Origin of the sequence: Paracoccus pacificus (genome assembly GCF_042680785.1) — a bacterium.
GTDB classification, from domain to species: domain Bacteria; phylum Pseudomonadota; class Alphaproteobacteria; order Rhodobacterales; family Rhodobacteraceae; genus Paracoccus; species Paracoccus pacificus.
On record NZ_JBHUEN010000053.1, the window covers coordinates 1 to 18,762 of the forward strand.

At 64.3% G+C, this 18,762-nt stretch carries 19 protein-coding genes and 1 tRNA gene; 6 read left to right on the top strand and 14 right to left on the bottom strand.

Annotated elements, in window-relative coordinates; genetic code table 11:
- Nucleotides 1–61: 61 nt before the first annotated feature.
- Together ACFSCT_RS18180 and ACFSCT_RS18185 are read right to left on the bottom strand one after the other, a co-directional pair.
- Entirely contained in the window at nucleotides 62–937 is an 876-nt protein-coding gene (locus tag ACFSCT_RS18180; RefSeq protein ID WP_379145140.1) for a hypothetical protein, read from the bottom strand.
- Between the two features lie 57 nt (nucleotides 938–994).
- Nucleotides 995–1,069 (bottom strand) — tRNA-Gln (locus tag ACFSCT_RS18185).
- 100 nt (nucleotides 1,070–1,169) lie between these two features.
- Between ACFSCT_RS18185 and ACFSCT_RS18190 the strand changes: the two genes are divergently transcribed.
- Nucleotides 1,170–2,345 carry a BaiN/RdsA family NAD(P)/FAD-dependent oxidoreductase gene (locus ACFSCT_RS18190; protein WP_379145143.1) on the top strand — a complete coding sequence of 392 codons (1,176 nt, stop codon included), beginning with the start codon at nucleotides 1,170–1,172 and terminating at the stop codon, nucleotides 2,343–2,345.
- 16 nt (nucleotides 2,346–2,361) lie between these two features.
- Here ACFSCT_RS18190 and kdsA read toward each other — a convergent pair whose 3' ends face one another.
- Genes kdsA through ACFSCT_RS18205 form a run of 3 tightly spaced genes read right to left on the bottom strand, consistent with a single transcriptional unit; the run spans nucleotide 2,362 to nucleotide 5,724 of the window.
- Entirely contained in the window at nucleotides 2,362–3,216 is an 855-nt protein-coding gene (kdsA, locus tag ACFSCT_RS18195; protein ID WP_379145144.1) for a 3-deoxy-8-phosphooctulonate synthase, read from the bottom strand.
- Nucleotides 3,213–5,087 (bottom strand): KpsE/RkpR family capsule polysaccharide export protein, encoded by a 1,875-nt coding sequence (locus ACFSCT_RS18200; RefSeq protein WP_379145146.1) that lies wholly within the window; start codon nucleotides 5,085–5,087, stop codon nucleotides 3,213–3,215. The genes kdsA and ACFSCT_RS18200 overlap by 4 nt, the downstream gene beginning before the upstream one ends.
- Nucleotides 5,071–5,724 (bottom strand): ABC transporter ATP-binding protein, encoded by a 654-nt coding sequence (locus ACFSCT_RS18205; RefSeq protein WP_379145148.1) that lies wholly within the window; start codon nucleotides 5,722–5,724, stop codon nucleotides 5,071–5,073. The genes ACFSCT_RS18200 and ACFSCT_RS18205 overlap by 17 nt, the downstream gene beginning before the upstream one ends.
- Before the next feature lie 207 nt (nucleotides 5,725–5,931).
- On the opposite strand from ACFSCT_RS18205, the gene ACFSCT_RS18210 reads away from it, so the two are divergent.
- Both ACFSCT_RS18210 and ACFSCT_RS18215 read left to right on the top strand, forming a co-directional pair.
- Nucleotides 5,932–6,519 carry a uracil-DNA glycosylase family protein gene (locus ACFSCT_RS18210; RefSeq protein ID WP_379145151.1) on the top strand — a complete coding sequence of 196 codons (588 nt, stop codon included), beginning with the start codon at nucleotides 5,932–5,934 and terminating at the stop codon, nucleotides 6,517–6,519.
- Nucleotides 6,516–7,289: an SseB family protein gene (locus ACFSCT_RS18215; protein WP_379145153.1), complete on the top strand. Its 774-nt coding sequence runs from the start codon at nucleotides 6,516–6,518 to the stop codon at nucleotides 7,287–7,289. Before ACFSCT_RS18210 ends, ACFSCT_RS18215 begins: the two co-directional genes overlap by 4 nt.
- A 24-nt stretch (nucleotides 7,290–7,313) precedes the next feature.
- Here ACFSCT_RS18215 and ACFSCT_RS18220 read toward each other — a convergent pair whose 3' ends face one another.
- The 8 genes from ACFSCT_RS18220 to ACFSCT_RS18255 form a co-directional block, all read right to left on the bottom strand.
- Nucleotides 7,314–8,273 carry a 2-hydroxyacid dehydrogenase gene (locus ACFSCT_RS18220; protein WP_379145155.1) on the bottom strand — a complete coding sequence of 320 codons (960 nt, stop codon included), beginning with the start codon at nucleotides 8,271–8,273 and terminating at the stop codon, nucleotides 7,314–7,316.
- On the bottom strand, nucleotides 8,254–9,393 hold the full coding sequence (gene rodA, locus ACFSCT_RS18225) for a rod shape-determining protein RodA (RefSeq protein WP_379145156.1): 1,140 nt from the start codon (nucleotides 9,391–9,393) through the stop codon (nucleotides 8,254–8,256). The genes ACFSCT_RS18220 and rodA overlap by 20 nt, the downstream gene beginning before the upstream one ends.
- A gap of 14 nt (nucleotides 9,394–9,407) precedes the next feature.
- Complete coding sequence (mrdA, locus tag ACFSCT_RS18230) at nucleotides 9,408–11,354, bottom strand: penicillin-binding protein 2 (RefSeq protein ID WP_379145158.1); 1,947 nt, start codon at nucleotides 11,352–11,354, stop codon at nucleotides 9,408–9,410.
- On the bottom strand, nucleotides 11,351–11,890 hold the full coding sequence (locus ACFSCT_RS18235) for a rod shape-determining protein MreD (protein WP_379145160.1): 540 nt from the start codon (nucleotides 11,888–11,890) through the stop codon (nucleotides 11,351–11,353). Before ACFSCT_RS18235 ends, mrdA begins: the two co-directional genes overlap by 4 nt.
- Entirely contained in the window at nucleotides 11,883–12,872 is a 990-nt protein-coding gene (mreC, locus tag ACFSCT_RS18240; RefSeq protein ID WP_379145162.1) for a rod shape-determining protein MreC, read from the bottom strand. Before mreC ends, ACFSCT_RS18235 begins: the two co-directional genes overlap by 8 nt.
- A 57-nt stretch (nucleotides 12,873–12,929) precedes the next feature.
- A complete protein-coding gene (locus ACFSCT_RS18245) occupies nucleotides 12,930–13,961 on the bottom strand; it encodes a rod shape-determining protein (protein WP_379145164.1) in 1,032 nt (343 codons plus the stop codon).
- Nucleotides 13,962–14,230: 269 nt separating this feature from the next.
- Nucleotides 14,231–15,793 carry a 2-isopropylmalate synthase gene (locus ACFSCT_RS18250; RefSeq protein ID WP_379145167.1) on the bottom strand — a complete coding sequence of 521 codons (1,563 nt, stop codon included), beginning with the start codon at nucleotides 15,791–15,793 and terminating at the stop codon, nucleotides 14,231–14,233.
- Nucleotides 15,794–16,017: 224 nt separating this feature from the next.
- Nucleotides 16,018–16,284, bottom strand: a complete 267-nt coding sequence (locus ACFSCT_RS18255; RefSeq protein WP_379145168.1) for a hypothetical protein — start codon at nucleotides 16,282–16,284, stop codon at nucleotides 16,018–16,020.
- Nucleotides 16,285–16,432: 148 nt separating this feature from the next.
- Here ACFSCT_RS18255 and ACFSCT_RS18260 point away from each other — a divergent pair, with 148 nt between their 5' ends.
- The 3 genes from ACFSCT_RS18260 (at nucleotide 16,433) to ACFSCT_RS18270 (ending at nucleotide 18,147) form a co-directional block, all read left to right on the top strand.
- Complete coding sequence (locus ACFSCT_RS18260) at nucleotides 16,433–17,212, top strand: M48 family metalloprotease (RefSeq protein WP_379145170.1); 780 nt, start codon at nucleotides 16,433–16,435, stop codon at nucleotides 17,210–17,212.
- A 46-nt stretch (nucleotides 17,213–17,258) separates the two neighbouring features.
- Complete coding sequence (locus tag ACFSCT_RS18265) at nucleotides 17,259–17,597, top strand: YigZ family protein (RefSeq protein WP_379145172.1); 339 nt, start codon at nucleotides 17,259–17,261, stop codon at nucleotides 17,595–17,597.
- Nucleotides 17,598–17,784: 187 nt separating this feature from the next.
- Nucleotides 17,785–18,147, top strand: a complete 363-nt coding sequence (locus tag ACFSCT_RS18270) for a hypothetical protein (protein ID WP_379145175.1) — start codon at nucleotides 17,785–17,787, stop codon at nucleotides 18,145–18,147.
- A 6-nt stretch (nucleotides 18,148–18,153) separates the two neighbouring features.
- Here the strand turns inward: ACFSCT_RS18270 and ilvN are convergent, their stop codons facing one another.
- Nucleotides 18,154–18,714: an acetolactate synthase small subunit gene (gene ilvN, locus ACFSCT_RS18275; RefSeq protein WP_379145176.1), complete on the bottom strand. Its 561-nt coding sequence runs from the start codon at nucleotides 18,712–18,714 to the stop codon at nucleotides 18,154–18,156.
- Between the last annotated feature and the right edge of the window lie 48 nt (nucleotides 18,715–18,762).

Sequence of the window (18,762 nt, forward strand, 5' to 3'; positions counted from 1 at the left end):
CCATGCCCCTACCGTCGAACGCCTCCCGCGTCATACCCCGACCGCCGCATTGCTGCAATTTTTAGAGGCGCCCAAGTATTGAAAGCAGGATCGCCAAGGTCTGCCGTGAGGGCTCTAGTTCGAGCGATCGGCGAAGTTCCGTGATCGCTGCGACCGGGTTGGACTGACGCAGCAGGCGTCCACGCGTTCTGTGATAAATGGGATCCCCCTCTTTCAAAGGTTCGATGGGGATTACGGCGTCATCCCTGATCAGCGATAGAATAAGGGGCTTGAGCTGTCGGCTTTGCTGGAGGGTTATCAAGACCGAGTGCCCGGAACCATCATATCTGACCTGGCGCAGATTGGGATATGCAGGCAGCAGCATTTCTTCAACCATTCGCAGGTCGCGCGGCAGGGTGGGGTCAAATATCGCAACTGGAGATTTGGATGATTTTGGGACTGCAGCCAAATCTTCGTGGGAAATTTGCAAACCGGCATAGGCTTTGTTGGCGAATGCCGGCCATGCGGGAAACATCGGCGCGCCACCGATGATGCGCGCATTGATCGACCCGCCATAGTAAAACGCGGCATACCCGCCCAAGGATGGGCCATAACAGACCACATTACGTCGCCGGATGATCGGGGCAACCGCCGCCTTGAACGCGTCGATGGACAGCCCCTGATACTGCGTGCCGTAACGTTGCGCCACATAGATACTATCCCAGCCGTTCTTCGCGGCGAATTCAGTCCCGAAGCCGCTTGGTGTTAGATCTGATGGCTGGCCTCCAAACGTCACCAGACAGACCTTCGAGCGTCGTGCGCCGGCCTGATGGAACGTGATGAGATAGTCGGGATGCGATGCGAGCGTTACGGACGTCGTCAACAGCTGAAAAGCCCCTTCAATGCCCCCAAAACGGGCGATCTTCGAAAAATCGTTTGCTGCAAAAATGGTTGTCACGCACTGCAAAAACGGCTGTCATGCTACACCTCGTTTTTCCAGTATTGAAAAGGAATTTGGCTGGGGCGGTAGGATTCGAACCTACGGTACACGGTACCAAAAACCGATGCCTTACCACTTGGCCACGCCCCAACCGTGCGCGAGTGTTTAGCCAAGCCATCTTGGGGGTGCAAGCCCAAAAAGCAACGATCCGGGCGTTGCCGTGGCCCGGTCCGCCGGCTAATCCGGTGCGATGAAAAACTGTGATGTCGTCATTCTGGGCGCCGGTGCGGCGGGGTTGTTTTGCGCGGGGACCGCCGTGCAGCGGGGGCGGCGCGTCGTGGTGCTGGACCACGCACAGAAGCTGGGCGAGAAAATCAGGATCTCCGGCGGCGGGCGATGCAATTTCACCAATCTGGCAAGCGGGACGGATCGGTTCATTTCGAAAAATCCGCGCTTTGCGGCCTCGGCGCTGGCGCGGTTCACGCCGGCCGATTTCGTGGCGCTGGTCGATCGCGCCGGGATTGCCTGGCACGAAAAGACGCTGGGGCAGTTGTTCTGCGACGGCTCGGCCCGCCAGATCATCGACCTTTTGCTTCAGCGCATGGCCGGTGCCGATCTGATGCTCGAGACCGGTTTTTCCACAGTCGAACGGCTGGACGAGGGGTTTCGGATCGAAACAACGGCCGGTCGGCTGACCGCCCGCTCGGTCGTCGTGGCGACGGGTGGCAAGTCGATCCCGAAGATCGGCGCGACGGGCGTCGGCTATCGTCTGGCCGAGCAGTTCGGGCTGCGGCTGGTCGCGACCCGGCCGGCGCTGGTGCCGCTGACCTTTGCCGAGCAGGATCTGCACATGGTGCGGCCCCTGTCCGGCATAGGGCTGCCGGCGCGCGTCTCCTGCCGTGGGGCGGCGTTCGAGGATGCGCTTTTATTCACCCATCGCGGCCTGTCCGGCCCCGCGATCCTGCAGATTTCCAGCTACTGGCGCGAGGGGGACGATCTGCGCGTCGATCTTTGCCCGGTGCAGAATATCGGGACCGCGCTGCGGCAGGCGCGCGACGGGGCGGGGCGGCAGACGGTGGCGACCGTGCTGCGGCAGTTCCTGCCGGGGCGGCTTGCCGAGGCGATCGTCGATGAACAGGGGCTGGACGGTGCGCGGCTTGCGGATATGTCGAACGCGCGTCTTGCCGCGCTGGCGCAACGCGTGAATCGCTGGAGCGTCCGGCCGGTTGGCTCCGAAGGGTATCGGACCGCCGAGGTCACCCTTGGCGGGGTCGATACCCGTGATCTCGATGCCCGGACCATGCAGGCGCTGAACGTGCCGGGCCTTTATTTCATCGGCGAGGTGGTGGACGTCACCGGCTGGCTGGGCGGGTATAATTTTCAATGGGCCTGGGCGTCAGGGGATGCCGCAGGCAGGGCTGTCTAGCCCGCTAACCAGCTAACTAACCCATGACCGGATCGGATTTCGCCAGCCGGTCGAATTGCATCAATGATTCGATCAGTTTCGGCATCCGGTCCAGATAGATCATGTTCGGGCCGTCCGAGGGCGCGTTGTCGGGGTCCTGGTGGGTTTCGATGAATACCCCCGCGACGCCGACCGAAACGGCCGCCCGCGCCATGACCGGCGCGAATTCGCGCTGACCGCCCGAGGAGCCGCCCTGACCGCCCGGCTGCTGCACCGCATGGGTCGCGTCCATGATGACGGGAAAGCCGGTGCGTTCCATGATCGGCAGGCTGCGCATGTCGGTGACCAGCGTGTTATAGCCGAATGAAGCGCCGCGTTCGGTCAGCAGAATATTGGAATTGCCGGTGCTGGTGATCTTGTCGACGACATTCGACATGTCCCAGGGGGCCAGAAACTGGCCCTTCTTCACATTGACCACGGCGCCGGTTTCGCCGGCCGCCAGCAGAAGATCGGTCTGGCGGCAGAGAAACGCGGGGATCTGGATCACATCCACGACCTCGGCGGCTTTGCGGGCCTGTTCGACGTCATGGATGTCGGTCAACACCGGGCAGCCGATGCGCGCGCGCACCTGGGCCAGCATCTCGAGCCCCTCGTCGATGCCGACACCCCGGCGTCCGCCAAGGCTGGTGCGATTGGCCTTGTCATAGCTCGCCTTGAACACGAACCCCGCGCCGCTGGCCGCGCAGGCCTTGGCCAGCGTCTCGGCGATCATCAGCGCGTGGTCCAGCGTTTCAAGCTGGCACGGGCCCGCGATCAGCACCAGCGGCAGGTCATTTCCGATGCTGACCGGACCGATGGCGACGTCGCGGGCGACGGTTTCCGGCGCCGTCATGCCGAAACCTGTTCGCGCAGGATCGAGACGGTCAGTGACAGCATCAGGTAAATCCCCGAGAAGATCAGAAAGGCCACGATACTGTTCTGGAACGCCTTCGGATAGGTCGGCTCATCCGGCGGTACCGGGGTCACGTTGATCGACAGGTAACGCACCTGCTTCTGCGCCTCGACCCGGGCCAGTTCCAGCTGTTCCGCCGCCGAGGCGAGGAGCGTCTGGCGCACGGTCAGATCGGCCTCGGCGATCTTCAGCGCGCCCGCCATCGCGGCGATCGAGTTGCGGCCCTCGGCATCGGCGGTCAACTGGGAACGCGTGTCCTGCAACATCTCTTCCAGCCGCACGATATCGCCGCGCACCCCGGCGACCCGGCTTTGGTTGGGCCGCGCGTTGCTAAGCAACTGGCCCAGTTCCAGCCGCTTGCTTTGCAGGTCGGCCTCCAACGTGCTGATCCGGCTCATCACGATGCCGCCTTCGGCCGTCGGGTCCAGAACGCCCTGCTGCTTTTGCAGCTCCAGCACCTTTTCCTGCGCCTGCGCGACCCTTGTCTCGGCATCGTTGTAATTGTCCTGCGCGCCCTTCATCTGGTCGCCGCGCAGCCGCAGCGTCAGCTTGTCGACCTGTTCCTCGGCATAGCCGATCAGCGCCAGCGAGAATTGCTCGGACAGTTTGGGATCGGGGGCCTGAACCTCCATCTTGATGATCCCTTCCGAGGGATCAAAGCCGATTTTGACCATCTTCTGGTAAAGCTTGTAGGTTTCCTCATTCGTCGCGTTTTCCGGCAGACGCAGGATCGGGTCGATCGCGGCGTCCGAGAAGGTGCGGCGGAAACCCATGTCCGCATCAAGCCGCAGCATCGCATCGCGCGAGCTCAGATAGTTCTGCACGCTGATCGGATCGGTCATCGCGGCACCCGCCGCGCCCCGCGACAATATGCCGGCGCCTTCGCTGCCCGCGCCGCCCATGTCGGCCGACTGGATCGTATATTGCGATTCCGTGGCGTAAAGCGGCGTTGCGACGTTGAAATAGTAATAAACTGCCAGCGCCGTCGGAATGAACACGAAAAAAGTCACGCGTAACAGCAGCATGGCCAGACGCCACCGCCGGCGTTTGGCGATGTCGCGCTGAATTTTCAGGATTTCCGCCGCCCGACGTTCCTCGGTCAGCGTTTCGCGGGGCGGCAGTTGCGGCGCGCGCTGCGGCGCGATCTGGCCGATGGGCCGGCTTTCGGCGGGCAGCGTTTCGGTACGCCGGGCGACCTGATTGCCTTTGGTCGTAACCAGTTGATTCGATTCCGGTTTCTTGCCGGATCTTTCCGCCTCAGCCGCGACCAGTTGATGAATCGCGTCGCGGTGGAACGGGTCGATGCCGCGGCGGCGCAACAGAACCACGGCCTCAAGCTCGGATTCCGTGTCGATGCCGTTCTGCGCGGCGATCCGCAGCGCCATGCGCAGTTGCCGCGCGGTCAGGTTTTCGGCACGGACGGCGGCGATCGCCTCTTCGGTGACGGTGCTCTGGGGGGGCTGACCGGGCGATCCGCCGGCGTCGCGGGTCGGGAAATGCATATCGGCAAAGCCGTCTTCTTCGCCGGTCTGATTGAAATAATCCGCGCCTTGCTCGGCCGAGGCGGGGGGGCCGCCGGGTTGGCCGCCCTGTTGTCCGCCGTGCTGTCCGGCCGGATTCTCCGGCGCTGCGCGATCCTCGGGCCGCTGCTGCGCCTCGGGCCGCTGCTGATCGGGTGCCTGCGACGCCTGTTCGGGGGTGTTGGCCGCGTCGGCAGACGCCGCCGGCGCTGTTTCGCCGTCGCGTTGCGGGTTGGCGGGCGCGTCGCTGCGCCGGATACGGAATACGCGGGCCTTAGGCGGTATAGTCATAATATTGCTTGGCCTCGTCGAGCGTTTCGAACTGATACAGCCTGCCATCGCGCAGAACCGCGGCGGAGCGGCAGAATTTTTCCAGCGTGCTGGGTTGATGCGAGACGATGATCACCGTCGCGTTCTTGAGCCGCTCAAACAGAACGCCGCCTGCCTTGCGGTTGAATTCGGCATCCGTCGATTGCGGCATGCCCTCGTCAATAAGATATATGTCGAATTCCAGCGCGAGCAGCAGCGAAAACGTGAACCGGGCCCGCATCCCGGCGCTGTAGATGCCCAGCGGCTGGTCGAAATATTCGCCGATATCGGTCAGCCAGCGGCAGAAGGATTCGACGTAATCGGGCTCCAACCCGTACAGCTTGGCGATAAAGCGCGCGTTTTCGGTGGCCGAGTGGCGGCTGACGATGCCACCCATGAACCCGAGGGGAAACGACACCCGGCAGGTCGAGCGGATCGAGCCTTCATCGGGCTTTTCCAGACCGCACATCATGTTGATGATCGTGGTCTTGCCGGTGCCGTTCGGCGCCAGAATGCCCAGCGAGTTCCCGAGATTCACCCGGAAAGAGGCGCGGTCAAGGATCACCTTGCGTTGCGTGCCCGTCCAGAACGACTTGGAAACATTGTCGAATTCAAGCATGACACCATGCCCCCGCCATCTGCGGAGCCCGTGCGGCCTGTGCCAGGCGAAACACCAGACTGATCAACGAAAATCCATGATCGCAACCCAAAACCAAGCGCCTACATAGGATTTCGGCGCAGTACTGTCCACTCTATCGCGCAAATGCTTTAGATTCTGTTACTCGAGAACTGTTGATCGCCCTCAAACCGGCACTAATTGCAAAGCATGCCCAATCTGCCCGACCAGATACGTGCCTGCCGGCTTTGCGCACCGCGGTTTGCCGTGACCGCCACCCGCCACAGCCCCGCGCCGGTGGTGTGGTATCGGACCGGGGCACGCATCCTGATCGTGGGGCAGGCGCCGGGCATGCGGGTGCATCTGGCCCAAAAGCCCTTTGCGGACCGCTCGGGCGAGCGGTTGCGGGCATGGATGGGGGTGGACGAAAAGGTATTTTATGACCGCGACCGGGTGGCGATCGTGCCCATGGCCTTCTGTTTTCCGGGCTATGATGCAAAGGGCGCAGACCTGCCGCCGCCGCCGATCTGCGCGCAGACCTGGCGGGCGCGGGTCATGCAGGATCTGGGGCAGGTATCGCTGACCCTGCTGGTCGGGGGTGCGGCCCAACATTGGCATCTGGGCGCGCGCGCGCCGGTCTCGAAGGCCGTGGCCGGCTGGCGCGACCATGCGCCCGACGTCTTTCCCTTGCCTCACCCGTCGTGGCGGAATACCGGATGGCTGAAGCGAAACCCGTGGTTCGAAGACGAGGTTCTTCCGGCGCTGCGGGCACGGGTTGCAGAGGTGCTTGAGCAATGACAGAGACGACCGCGCTGGATGCGCTTTGTTCGCAGCCCTTCGCCACGGCCTCGGATTCCGATCGCGCGCGGATCCTATCGCGGCTTGCGGATACGCCGCTGTTCGCCGCGCTCGGCGAAGAACCGGCGGGCGACACCGTCACGTTCCGCATCTTTGATCTGGCCGATGGGCCGTTCGCGCTGGCCTTCGATGTCGAGGAACGCCTGTCGACTTTCCTCGGCGGCCCGGCGGATTTCGTCGAGTTGCCCGGGCGCGTGCTGGCCGGGCGTCTGGGCGCGGCGGATACCGGCATTCTGATCAACCCCGGCCATCCGTCCGAGATGATGCTGCCCGCCGAGACCCTGCGCTGGCTGGCGCAGACCCTTTCGCAGGCGCCGCTTGCAGCAGAGGGGCAAGCCACGCAATATCGCCGGCCGGTGGCGCCCGCGCTGGTCGAGCCGCTTTCGGTCCGGCTGGCGGATATGGCGGGGCTGGCGCGTGCCGTCTGGCTGGTGGGGTCGCGGTTTCAGAATGACACCGGCGCCGGGCATCTGCTTCTTGTCGAGGGCGCCGCACCCGCCCAGCAGGACCGCATCGCTAAAGCGCTGGCCGAAACATTGGCGTTCCTGCCCGAGGTGCCGGGTGGTGTCGACATCGCGTTCACCGACCGGGTGCCGGCAGCGGTGGCGAAACTGGGGCTGTGCTTTGAATTGCCCCGACACGAAGTCCCGAGCCCCGTGGCTTCCATGCCACCCGGCAGCGACCCCGACCGGCCGCCACGGCTGCGCTGAACGCGTGGGGCGGCGCCCGTCGCCTCAATACCCCCGGTCGCGATCGACCAGATGCAGGAACGGTTGGCCGTCGCGCAGCCGGACGAGGTTTTCGGCCACCACCGTCGATGCGGTCGAAGGCTTGGTTTCGGCCGCGATATGGGGGGTGACGGTGACGGCGGGATGGTGCCAGAACGGATGCTCGGGCGGCAGGGGCTCGGTGCGGAAAACGTCCAGAACGGCATGCCGGACATGGCCGCTGTCCAACGCCGCCAGCAGCGCGTCATCGCTGATCAGCGGACCGCGTCCGGGGTTCAGGATCACCGCGCCCTTGGGCAGCATCGCAAGCGTGCTTTCGTTCAGCAGGCCGCGCGTGCCCGGCGTGTCGGGCAGCAGGGTGATCAGGAAATCCGCGCGCGACAGCGCCAAAGGCAGGGCATCACCCGCCAGCATCTCGACCCCGTCAACGCTGCCGCCGCCGCCGCGCCCCGAGGCCGACCAGCCGGTGACGCGGAACCCGACCGAGGCCAGCATGCCCGCCACCGCGCCGCCCAACTCACCCATTCCGGCGATGACGACATGCCGGTCAGACGCAAGGGGCGGCACGACGCGGTGCCGCCAGACGCCGTCCTGCCGATAATTGTCCATGCCCAGATGAAAGCGCAGCACCCAGCCCAGGCACCATTCGACCATGCTTTGCCGCAGCCCCGGATCGACCATCCGCGCCAAGGGTTGGGTCAGGGTGCGGTCGCCCACGATCCGCTCGACCCCGGCCCACAGGCTTTGCACCAGACCGACGTTCACATAGGGGGTGAAATCCTTCACCGGGCCGGTCGGGGCATAGATGATCGCGTCGACCTCGGCCGGATCGGCGAAGCTGCGCGACAGATCGACCTTCAGCCCGCGGGCCGCAAAGGCCGCGGAAAGGGCGCTTCGCCATTCCTCCCAATCATCGTCCCGGGCGGAAAAAAGCGCGCGCAGCGTTCTATCTTGGTCTGTTGACATGAGCGGATTGTACCATTCCAAAGGCCATGAGCAGGATCATCATCGCCGTACCACCATAGCTGACCAAGGGCAGCGGCACGCCGACGACAGGCATCAGCCCCATCACCATGGACATGTTCACCGCGAAATACAGAAAGAAGGTGGCGGCGACACCGATGGTCATCAGGCTGGCAAAACGGTCGCGGTTGGTCAGGGCCGAATAAAGGCAGAAACCGACGATAAGGGCGTAAAGCATCAAAAGCGAGAAGGCGCCGACAAAGCCGAATTCTTCGGCCAGCGTGGTGAAGATGAAATCCGTGTGCTTTTCGGGCAGGAAGTTCAGCCGGGACTGGGTGCCCTGCATGAAGCCCCGGCCGGCCCAGCCACCGGAACCCAAGGCGATCTGCGCCTGGGTAATGTTATATCCCGCGCCCAGCGGATCGCTTGACGGGTCAAGAAAGGTGTCGATGCGGCGGAACTGATATTCGTGCAACAGCGCCCAGTCGGTGCCGCGGCTTTCCATCACCGTGAACACCAGCCCCACGACCAGCGCGATGACGGCGGCGAAATACCACAGGCTGACACCGGCGGCGAACATCACGATGCCGCCGCCCGCGATCAGCATGATCGCCGTGCCAAGGTCGGGTTGCGTGACCACAAGCCCGGTCGGGATCAGGATCAGCAGGACCGGGATCAGCACCCAAAGCGGCCGCGATACCTTGGAAATATCAAGCCAGTCGTAATAGGCGGCCAGCGTCAGAACCAGCGCGATCTTGGTCAGTTCAGAGGGTTGCAGCCGGAGCGGCCCCAGTTCAAGCCAGCGTTGCGCCCCCATGCCGATGTCGCCGATCAAGTCCACCGCGACCAAAAGCAGCACGCAGACCACCCATGACACGACCGAGATCGAGCGCCAGAACCAGATCGGAACGAAAGCCAGCGCGAACATCGCGACCATCCCGGCGCCGAAGCGTTCCATCTGCGGTTCGGCCCAGATCGAGGCGCGGCCGCCAGCGACCGAATACAGCATCAGAAAACCGGTGCAGGCGACGGCGGTCAGCAGAAAGACCAGCGGCCAGTTCAGATACAGGATCTTGCGGAACCCGGTCGGCGTCGTGGTGACCTTGTAATCAAGATAGCTCATCCGCGACGCCCCCCTCAGGCCCGGTTCCGGGCGACCGGCTTCGGCGCCTCGGGCGCGCGCAGGTTCATGGTGGCGCGCTGCGCCTCGATCTGACCGCGCTGGCCGGCCGGATAGGCCGACAGCGGCGGCAGACCACCCGCCAGCGCAAACAACAGGATGTCGCGGGCGATGGGCGCGGCCACCGCCGAGCCGCCGCCGCCATGTTCGACCACGACCGAAACCGCATAGCGCGGCGCCTCGACCGGCGCATAGCAGACGAAAAGCGCGTGGTCACGCCGGTTCCACGGCAGTTGATCGTTCGAGATGACGCCGCGCGCGCGTTCGGCGGCGGTGATGTTGCGCACCTGACTGGTCCCGGTCTTGCCGGCCATGCTCCATTCCGGCGCGACGATCCGGGCGCCCCGCGCCGTGCCGCGCGATCCGTTCATCACCAGATCCATGCCCTGACGCGCCAATGCCAGATGCTGGGGTTTCAGGCCCAGTTCGGGCGCCTCGGCCACGGGAACCGGAACGCCGTCGATGGACCGTACCAACCTTGGCGCGACCGCACGGCCGGTCGCCACGCGCGCGGTCATGATCGCAAGCTGAAGGGGCGAGGCCAGCACATAGCCCTGACCGATGCTGGCGTTGAGCGAATCCCCGATCACCCAGTCCTGATCGTAACGCTGTTTCTTCCACGCCTTCGAGGGCGCGATCCCCTCGGCGATGGCGGACATGGGCAGATCATGGCGCACGCCGATGCCCAGCCGCTTGGCCATGTCGCCGATGGCGTCGATACCGACCCGTTGCGCCAGTTCGTAATAGAAAACGTCGCAGGACAGTTCCAGACTGTTGGGTACCGCGACACGACCATGGCCGCCGCGCCGCCAGCAGTGGAATTTGCGCCCGCCAAGGTCCAGCGATCCCGAGCAATAAAAGCTGTCGCCCGGCTTCACCGCGCCTGATTCCAGCCCGGCCAGCAAGGTCACCATCTTGAAGGTCGAGCCGGGCGGATAGACGCCCTGCACGGTCTTGTCGGCCAGCGGCCGATGGTCGTGGTTCATCAGCGCGCGATATTCGGGCCCCGAGATGCCGCGGACGAACATGTTCGGGTCAAAAGTGGGCGCCGAGGAAATCGCCAGAATGTCACCGTTCTGCACATCCATCACCACCGCCGCGGCGCTTTCGATGCCAAGGCGCTGAGCGGTGTAGTTCTGAAGCGCCGCGTCCAGCGTCATCTGAACCGTCGCGCCCTGCTGGCCCTCTTGCCGGCTCAGTTCGCGCATTTCGCGGCCGGCGCTGTTCACCTCGACCCGGCGGTTGCCGGCCTTGCCGCGCAACTGTTCCTCAAGCTTGGCTTCGACGCCCACCTTGCCAAGCTGAAACTTCGGAAGCCGCAGCAGTGGATCGGGGTTTTCCATCTTGGACAGGTCATAATCCGAGACCGGTCCGACATAGCCCAGCACATGGGCGAAATCGCCGCCGCGCGGATAGATGCGCGACAGCCCGACCTCCGGCGTGATGCCGGGCAGCGCCGGGGTGTTGACCGCGATGGAGGAAAATTGCCGCCAGGTCAGCCGGTCGGCGATGGAAATCGGCGTGGTCGGGCTGCGGCGCTTGATCTCGGCCAGAATCTGCGCGGTCTGATAATCCGTCATCGGGATGATCCGGCGCAGGCGCGCGATCACGGCTGATACGTCGCCGGCCTCTTCCTCGGTCAGGGTGACGCGGTAATTCTGCTCATTGCCGGCGATCAGCGTGCCGTTGCGGTCAAGGATCAGTCCGCGCGCGGGTGGCAAAAGCCGGATCTTGATCGAATTGCCGTCGGCCAGCAGGCGGTATTCATCGGCGTGCTGCAATTGCATCGAGCGCAGGCGAAAGCCCAGAATGCCGACGACACTGCCCATGATCGCGCCCAGCATCAGCCCCCGGCGCGAGATGCTGCGCGTGCTTTCGACGATGTCCTTGGGCGACTTCTTCATCCCCTGACCCTCTGCATTTCAGCCTCGGCCGGGGTGATCCGCCGCAAGCCGATCAGCCAATGCGCCGCAAGTACCACCACCGGATAAGCCCCGACCGTCGCCAGATATTGTAGCAGGCTTTCGCCCAAAGATCCCTGCGGCGTAAGCGAAACGGCCAGCGCGAAACGCCGGGCCAGCAGCATCACAGCAAGGATCAGCGCGATCCTCGGCCACTCCAGCATGAAAGGCAAATCACGCCAGCGCGGTTCGCGCCCCCGCAGATATTCCGTCGCCACCACGACGATCGCCGCCCAAAGCCCGATGGGCTGCAACAGGATGATGTCGGCGACCAGAAAGGTCGCGGCGATCAGAAGCACGGGCACCTGCTGGGGGCGGCGCAGCACCCAGGCCATGGTCAGACACAGGAAAATATCCGGGCCGGGCCACGAGATCCGGCCGGGGGCCAGCGGGATCAGCCGGAAGAACAGGCAGATGAGGAACAGCAGGACGAACAGGATCTGGCCGGCAAGGCGGCCGCCGCCCTGTCCGTCAATCATTCTCCTGCCCTCCGCGCTCGGTGGTGCCGGGGACGGGAACGGGCGGCGGCGCAAGCTCGGCCGCGGCGGAATCGTTCTGCACCGGGGCCGCGCCCGCCATCGGCAGGACCGGGCCGATGAAATCGGGCGCCAAGGGCGGGATCAGCGCGCCGGTATCCTGCAGGACCTCGGCCGGATGGGTGCGCAGCACGCGCAGGAATTCCAATTGCCCATAATCCGCCGCCATCCGCACCCGCAGGCGCCCGTCGCTGCCCTCGGCCACCTGACCGACCAGCAGCCCGGGCGGAAACACGCCGCCATCGCCGGAACTGACCACGCGGTCGCCGGCGCGTACGTTTTCCGGCGATTCGAGAAAATCAAGCAGCGGAAGCTCGGTATTGTCCCCGGTCAGGAACGCCCGCTGCCCCGAGGGCTGGATGTTGACCGGCGTCCGGCTGGACGGGTCGGTCAGCAGCATGACCCGGCTGGTCCGTTCACCCACGCCCGCGATGCGGCCGACCAGCCCGATCCCGTCCATCGTCGCCCAGCCGTCGACGATTCCGTCCCGCGCGCCGACGTTCAGCAACACCGATTGCCGAAAGGCGGTGCCGCTGTCGGTCATCACGACGCCCGTAACCGAGGTCAGTTTCGGATCAATCCGCACCTTGTTCTGGGCCAGCAGCTTGGCGTTTTCCTGTTCAAGCTGGACGGCGGCCTCTTTCCACGCCGACATTTTCTGAAGCTCACGCCGAAGCTCTTGATTCTGCTCATAGATCCGCGCGTAGGATTGAAAGCCCGCGATCATGCGCGAAACCTTGGTGACCGGGGTCAGGGCCCATTCGAACGAGGGCACGAAACGGTCGACGAAATTCGCCCGCATGCGTTCGGCACGCGGGCTGTCGATGCGCCAGAACAGGAACAGGCCGATCAGGACCAGCACCAGCAGCGCGATCAGCACGCGCCGCAGCGGAGTGGCGAAATCAGCGCTGTTCTTGCCTGCCATCGTCGCATGTCCTGACTGCCGGGCCTTGGTCGATCATAGGATCAGAGCGCCGGCGCGTCAGCTTTCATAGTCGATGACGTGGCGAAGCTGCTTTTCAAACTCCAGCGCCTTGCCGGTGCCAAGCGCCACGCAGCTCATCGGTTGATCGGCAAGCGTGATCGACAGGCCGGTCTGTTCGCGCAACGCAAGGTCCAGATCGCCCAGCATGGCGCCGCCGCCAGTCAGCATGACGCCGCGATCGACGATGTCGGCGGCCAGATCGGGGGGCGTCGCCTCCAGCGCGACCATCACCGCCTCGCAGATCTGCTGCATCGGCTCGGCCAGTGCTTCGGCGACCATGGCCTGGTTGATCTCGATTTCCTTCGGCACGCCGTTGATCAGATCCTTGCCGCGCACGTTCATGGTGGCGCCGCGCCCGTCGTCGGGCATCCGTGCGGTGCCGATCTGGGTCTTGATCCGCTCGGCCGCCGAATCGCCGATATGCAGGTTCTGGTGCCGGCGCAGATAGTTGATGATCGCCTCATCCATGCGGTCGCCGCCGATGCGGACCGAGCGGGCATAGACCACATCGCCCAGCGACAGGATCGCCACCTCGGTGGTGCCGCCGCCGATATCCACGACCATGCTGCCGGTCGGATCGGTGATCGGCATGCCGGCCCCGATGGCCGCCGCGATCGGTTCGGCGATCAGCCCGGCGCGGCGGGCGCCGGCGGACAAGACCGACTGACGGATCGCGCGCTTCTCGACCGGGGTCGCGCCATGGGGCACGCAGACGATGATCTTGGGTTTCGAGAAGGTGGTGCGCTTGAACACCTTCTTGATGAAATGCTTGATCATCTGCTCGGCGCTGTCGAAATCGGCAATCACGCCTTCGCGCATCGGCCGGATCGCCTCGATGCTGCCCGGGGTGCGGCCCAGCATCATCTTGGCGTCCTCGCCCACCGCGAGGATCTGCTTTTTGCCATCCTTGACGTGATAGGCGACGACCGAGGGCTCGTTCAGGATGATGCCCTTGCCCTTGACATAGACCAGCGTATTGGCCGTGCCCAAATCAATCGCGATATCGGTCGAAAACAACCCGCCGAACATGCCTGTATCCTTTCGCGCCGGTTTGCCCGGCTTGCTCCATATGCAAAGCGATGCCGCCGGGGGAATCGCCCGGTGCATGCCGCTGCCCCATATAGAAGCCCTGCAGACAAGGCGAAAGCCCCCTGTGCCTCTTGGGTGGAACTGCGCCGGCGGTTTGCCGGTCGCTGTTGCAGGGGCGCCAGCCGGGAGCGGTCGCGCGGGTAGCGGTCAGCCAAAACGCGATGGGCCGGGCGGCACGCGCCCGGCCCATTTTCCAGCGTGAAATCAGATCAGTGGGAATACATGCTGATCTGCTTTGCGTCGCCGTCCTTGCCCATCTGGGCCCGGCGCACGATCAGATGGTTCAGCGCCCCCACATAAGCCTTGACCGAGGCGAGGATGGTGTCGGTGTCGGCCGCCTGTCCATTGACGATGCGGCCGTCCTCTTCCATCCGTACCGAGACCGTCGCCTGCGCATCGGTCCCCTCGGTCACGGCGTGGACCTGATAAAGCTGCAGGCGCGCGTCATGCGGAAAGATCTGCTTCACGGCGTTGAAACAGGCATCAACCGGTCCGTCGCCGGTCGCATGGACGGTTTTCTCCTCGCCGTCGACCGTCATGGTCAGGTCGGCCGATTGCCCATCGCTGCCGCAGACCACGCGCAGATGCTTGACCTGAAGATGATCCTCGCCGGTGTTGGCGGCGCTGTCCTGCATAAGCGCGATCAGGTCGTCGTCGAAAACCTCTTTCTTGCGGTCGGCCAGCGCCTTGAACCGCACGAACACGTCCTTGAGCTGGTTGTCCCCGACCTCATAGCCCAGATCGCGCAGCTTGGCGCGAAGCGCGGCGCGGCCGGAATGCTTGCCCATGGCGATATTGGCCTCGTTCAGGCCGATATCGGCGGGGCGCATGATCTCGAAGGTTTCCACATTCTTCAGCACGCCGTCCTGGTGGATGCCGGATTCGTGCAGGAAGGCGTTCTTGCCGACGACCGCCTTGTTGAACTGCACCGGAAACCCCGAGACCTGCGCGACCCGCCGCGAAAGCCCCATGATCTTGGTGGTGTCAAGGCCGGTGTCGAAGGGCATGATGTCATGGCGCACCCGCATGGCCATCACCACCTCTTCCAGCGCGGTGTTGCCGGCGCGCTCGCCCAGACCGTTGATCGTGCATTCGATCTGCCGCGCGCCCGCCTCGACCGCGGCAAGGCTGTTCGCCGTCGCCATGCCAAGATCGTTATGGCAATGGGTCGAGAAGATGATCTGATCGGCACCGGGCACACGTTCAAGCAGCATGCGGATCAGGGCGGCGCTTTCGCGTGGCGCGGTATAGCCGACCGTATCGGGAATGTTGATCGTCGTCGCCCCGCATCTGATGGCGATTTCGACCACGCGGCACAGATAATCATGTTCGGTCCGGGTGGCGTCCATCGGCGACCATTGCACGTTGTCGCACAGATTGCGGGCATGGGTGACGGTCTGCTCGATCCGCTCGGCCATCTGATCCATGTCGAGGTTCGGAATCGCGCGGTGCAGGGGCGAGGTGCCGATAAACGTGTGAATGCGCGGCTGTCGCGCGTGTTTCACCGCCTCCCAGCAGCGGTCGATATCCGGTATCTGGGCCCGCGCAAGACCGCAGATCACGCTGTTCTGCGCCTGTCTGGCGATGTCCGAGACGGCGGCGAAATCCCCCTCGGAGGCGATCGGGAACCCGGCCTCGATGATGTCCACACCCATCTCGTCCAGCATGGCGGCGATTTCCAGCTTTTCCGCATGGGACATGGTGGCGCCGGGGGACTGTTCCCCGTCGCGAAGCGTGGTGTCGAAAATCAATACGCGATTCTTGTCTGTCATCTGTCTGTCTTTCAGCTGCTTGCTTGTGCTTCCCGGGCGCTGACCATCTGAGCGGCGGCCCGGAAGACCCGCTCAGCGCAGCGTAAGAAGCAGCAGGCCACGCAAACCGGAACGGCGGCGCGCCGGGGCGGCGTCCGTGCTCTGGGTCAAGGCGATGATGCTGTTGCGTGACATGGCCGTCACTATAGGCAATCCGCAGACGATGAAAAGACGGAAAAAACCGCCTAAGGTGCGGGTTTTCCCACGCGGCGGCGTTCCATGCGATAATTGCCTTCGGGCAAGTCCAGCGCCGCCCGCAACTCGTCAAGCTGCTCCATAGTCAGCACGATCCTGACGACCTCGCTTCCGGTCTCGTCCGATTGCTCAATCACCACCCGGTCGTCGAAGCTGAGGATGGTCACATCCTCATTCAGCGGGCGCTGTTCGCCCGGGGGCAACTCGTCGATCAGTGTGATCACGGTGGCATCGAATTCATGCTCGATGGTGAACATCGCCTTGCCCTTTCCATATCCGCGTTGCGGCGGCTTCAGCCCAACATCTGCGTGATTTCGACAGGGCGCAAGGGTCGCGGGACTTTTCCCTTGCGCGCGGCAACGCTAGTCTGCGGCGAACCGGGACACAGGGCGCAGGTGATCGAAGATGAGTTTTCAGCGGATCATGACTGCCGCGGCCGTGCTGGCTGCGGTATCGGCACTGGTCGCCTGTACGCCTTTGCCCACCGGCCCGACCGGCTATCCCGCCCAGCCGCCGATCCCCACGGTGCAGGTGCCAGTTGCGAATCCGGTGCGCAGCGCGCCGCCCGCCTCGGCACGCATGGCGGCGCGGAACTTCATCACCGTCCTGAACCGGATGGAACCGGCGGTCGAGCGTGAGTGCATGCGCCGCCGCACCAGCGCGATCAGTTGCGATTATCTTTTCGTCGTTGACGATCGCCCCGCGATGCCGCCGAACGCCTTCCAGACCGTCGGTGACGACGGCCGTCCGGTCGTCGGCTTCACGCTGGCGCTGATCGCGCAGGCCCGCAACCCCGATGAGCTGGCCTTTGCCATGGGGCACGAGGCCGCCCACCATATTTTGGGCCATATCCCGCAGCAGGGCCGGGCGGCCACCGCCGGCGCGATCCTGATGGGCGGGATCGCCGCGGCAACGGGGGGCGATGCGGGCGCGGTGCGCTCGGCGCAGAACATGGGGGCGCAACTGGGGGCGCGGGTTTATTCCAAGAACTGGGAGCTGGAGGCAGACAGGCTTGGCGCGATCATTGCGCTGAACGCGGGCTATGATCCGGTGCTGGGGGCCGAGTTCTTCCGGCGCATCCCCGATCCCGGCAACCGGATTCTCGGCTCGCACCCCGCGACGGCCGAGCGCATGGCCGCCGTGACCCAGGCGGTGCAGGACGTGCAAAGCGGCCGTGCCCGCTGATCGTCCCGATTCGGCTGCGGCAACCCTGCCGCTAATCTTGCGGGACGTGATTCGGGACCGGGGCTCACGTTACGCGGTATCCGCCGCGCCGGCCATTGATGCTGCCGAGGCAAAGGCCTTCGTGCGTCACCTGTGTACCGACCGCAAATTCGCCCGTGCAACACATCACAGTTGGGCCCTTTTGCCCACGGATCAGCAACCGATCGCGGATGACGATGGCGAAGCCGGCGCGGGTGCGATCATCGCCCAGATGCTGGTCCGGGCCGGATTATATAACCATGTGGTTGTGGTAACGCGCTGGTATGGCGGTAAAAAACTGGGCGGGGACAGATTTCGCCACGTCCGCGACTCGGTTCGTATCCTGCTGAAAGAGCTTGGTTTATAACCACCCGACCCGTAATGATCCGCGCTGATTGGCGATCAGTCCGGCTTTAACCTGAAGTTGTAGAATTGTGCCATATGAGACGGTTTTTGATCCGGCATTAATTTTTTAGTTGCCAAGGTTAATATTGCAGACAATTGTCGCAATTGCACGAACGGGTGATCCCGGCGTGATCTGTGGGGGCTTGTATATGATCGGCGTGATTGTCTGGAGTAACGCGAGCCGCCTGAAGGCCGTGGTGTGGTGCGAAGATCAGGGCGCGCTCGCCTATCTCAACGGCACGGACAATCTGCTGGGCGATCGCTGGCCGGTTGCGGGCGACATGGTCGAACTCGACAGCGAAAATCGCGACGGCCTTCGTTATGCGCTGGCGGTCAGGCTGGTCGGCGGATGCGGCTGTCCCGATCTGCCCGAACGTCTGCGCAGCGCTGCGCCTAACGCCAAGCCGGCGGCGCGCGAAAAGTCACCGGCGTTGCGCCTTGTCGCCAGTAACGAGACGCCGCGAACCCAGCCACAGATAAGCAAGATCTGCAACGGCTTCGCGGCAAGCTGAATCCGGTCAGATGCCCCGGGACAGCGCGGCCACGCCGGTCCGCGCCATGTCGCTTAAACCAAGCGGCCGCATCAGTTCGGCCAGCGCATCCAGCTTTTCCGGCGCGCCGGTTATCTCGAATACAAAGCTCTGCAAGGTGGAATCGACGACTTTCGCCCGGAAAATCTCGGCGATCCGCAGGGCTTCCAGACGTTTTTCTCCGGTGCCCGCGACCTTGAACAGCCCCAGTTCCCGCTCGACCGAGGGTCCTTCGACGGTCAGGTCATGCACCTCGTGCACCGGGATGATGCGGCCAAGCTGGGCCTTGATCTGCTCGATCACCTGCGGGGTGCCGCGGGTCACCACGGTAATCCGCGAGCGGTGCCCGCTGTGGTCGACCTCGGCCACCGTCAGGCTGTCGATGTTGTAACCGCGGCCGGAAAAAAGCCCGATCACCCGGGCCAGAACGCCCGCCTCGTTATCGACCAGAACGGCCAGCGTATGCTTTTCCTCGACCGAGGAGTGGGGGTCGCGCAGGTCATAAGCCGAATGGCTGGAGGCGCCGCGCTCGATTTTCAGTGCCGACATGGGATGTCTTCCTTGTCAAATATCCTCGGGGGTCCGGGGGCAGACAGC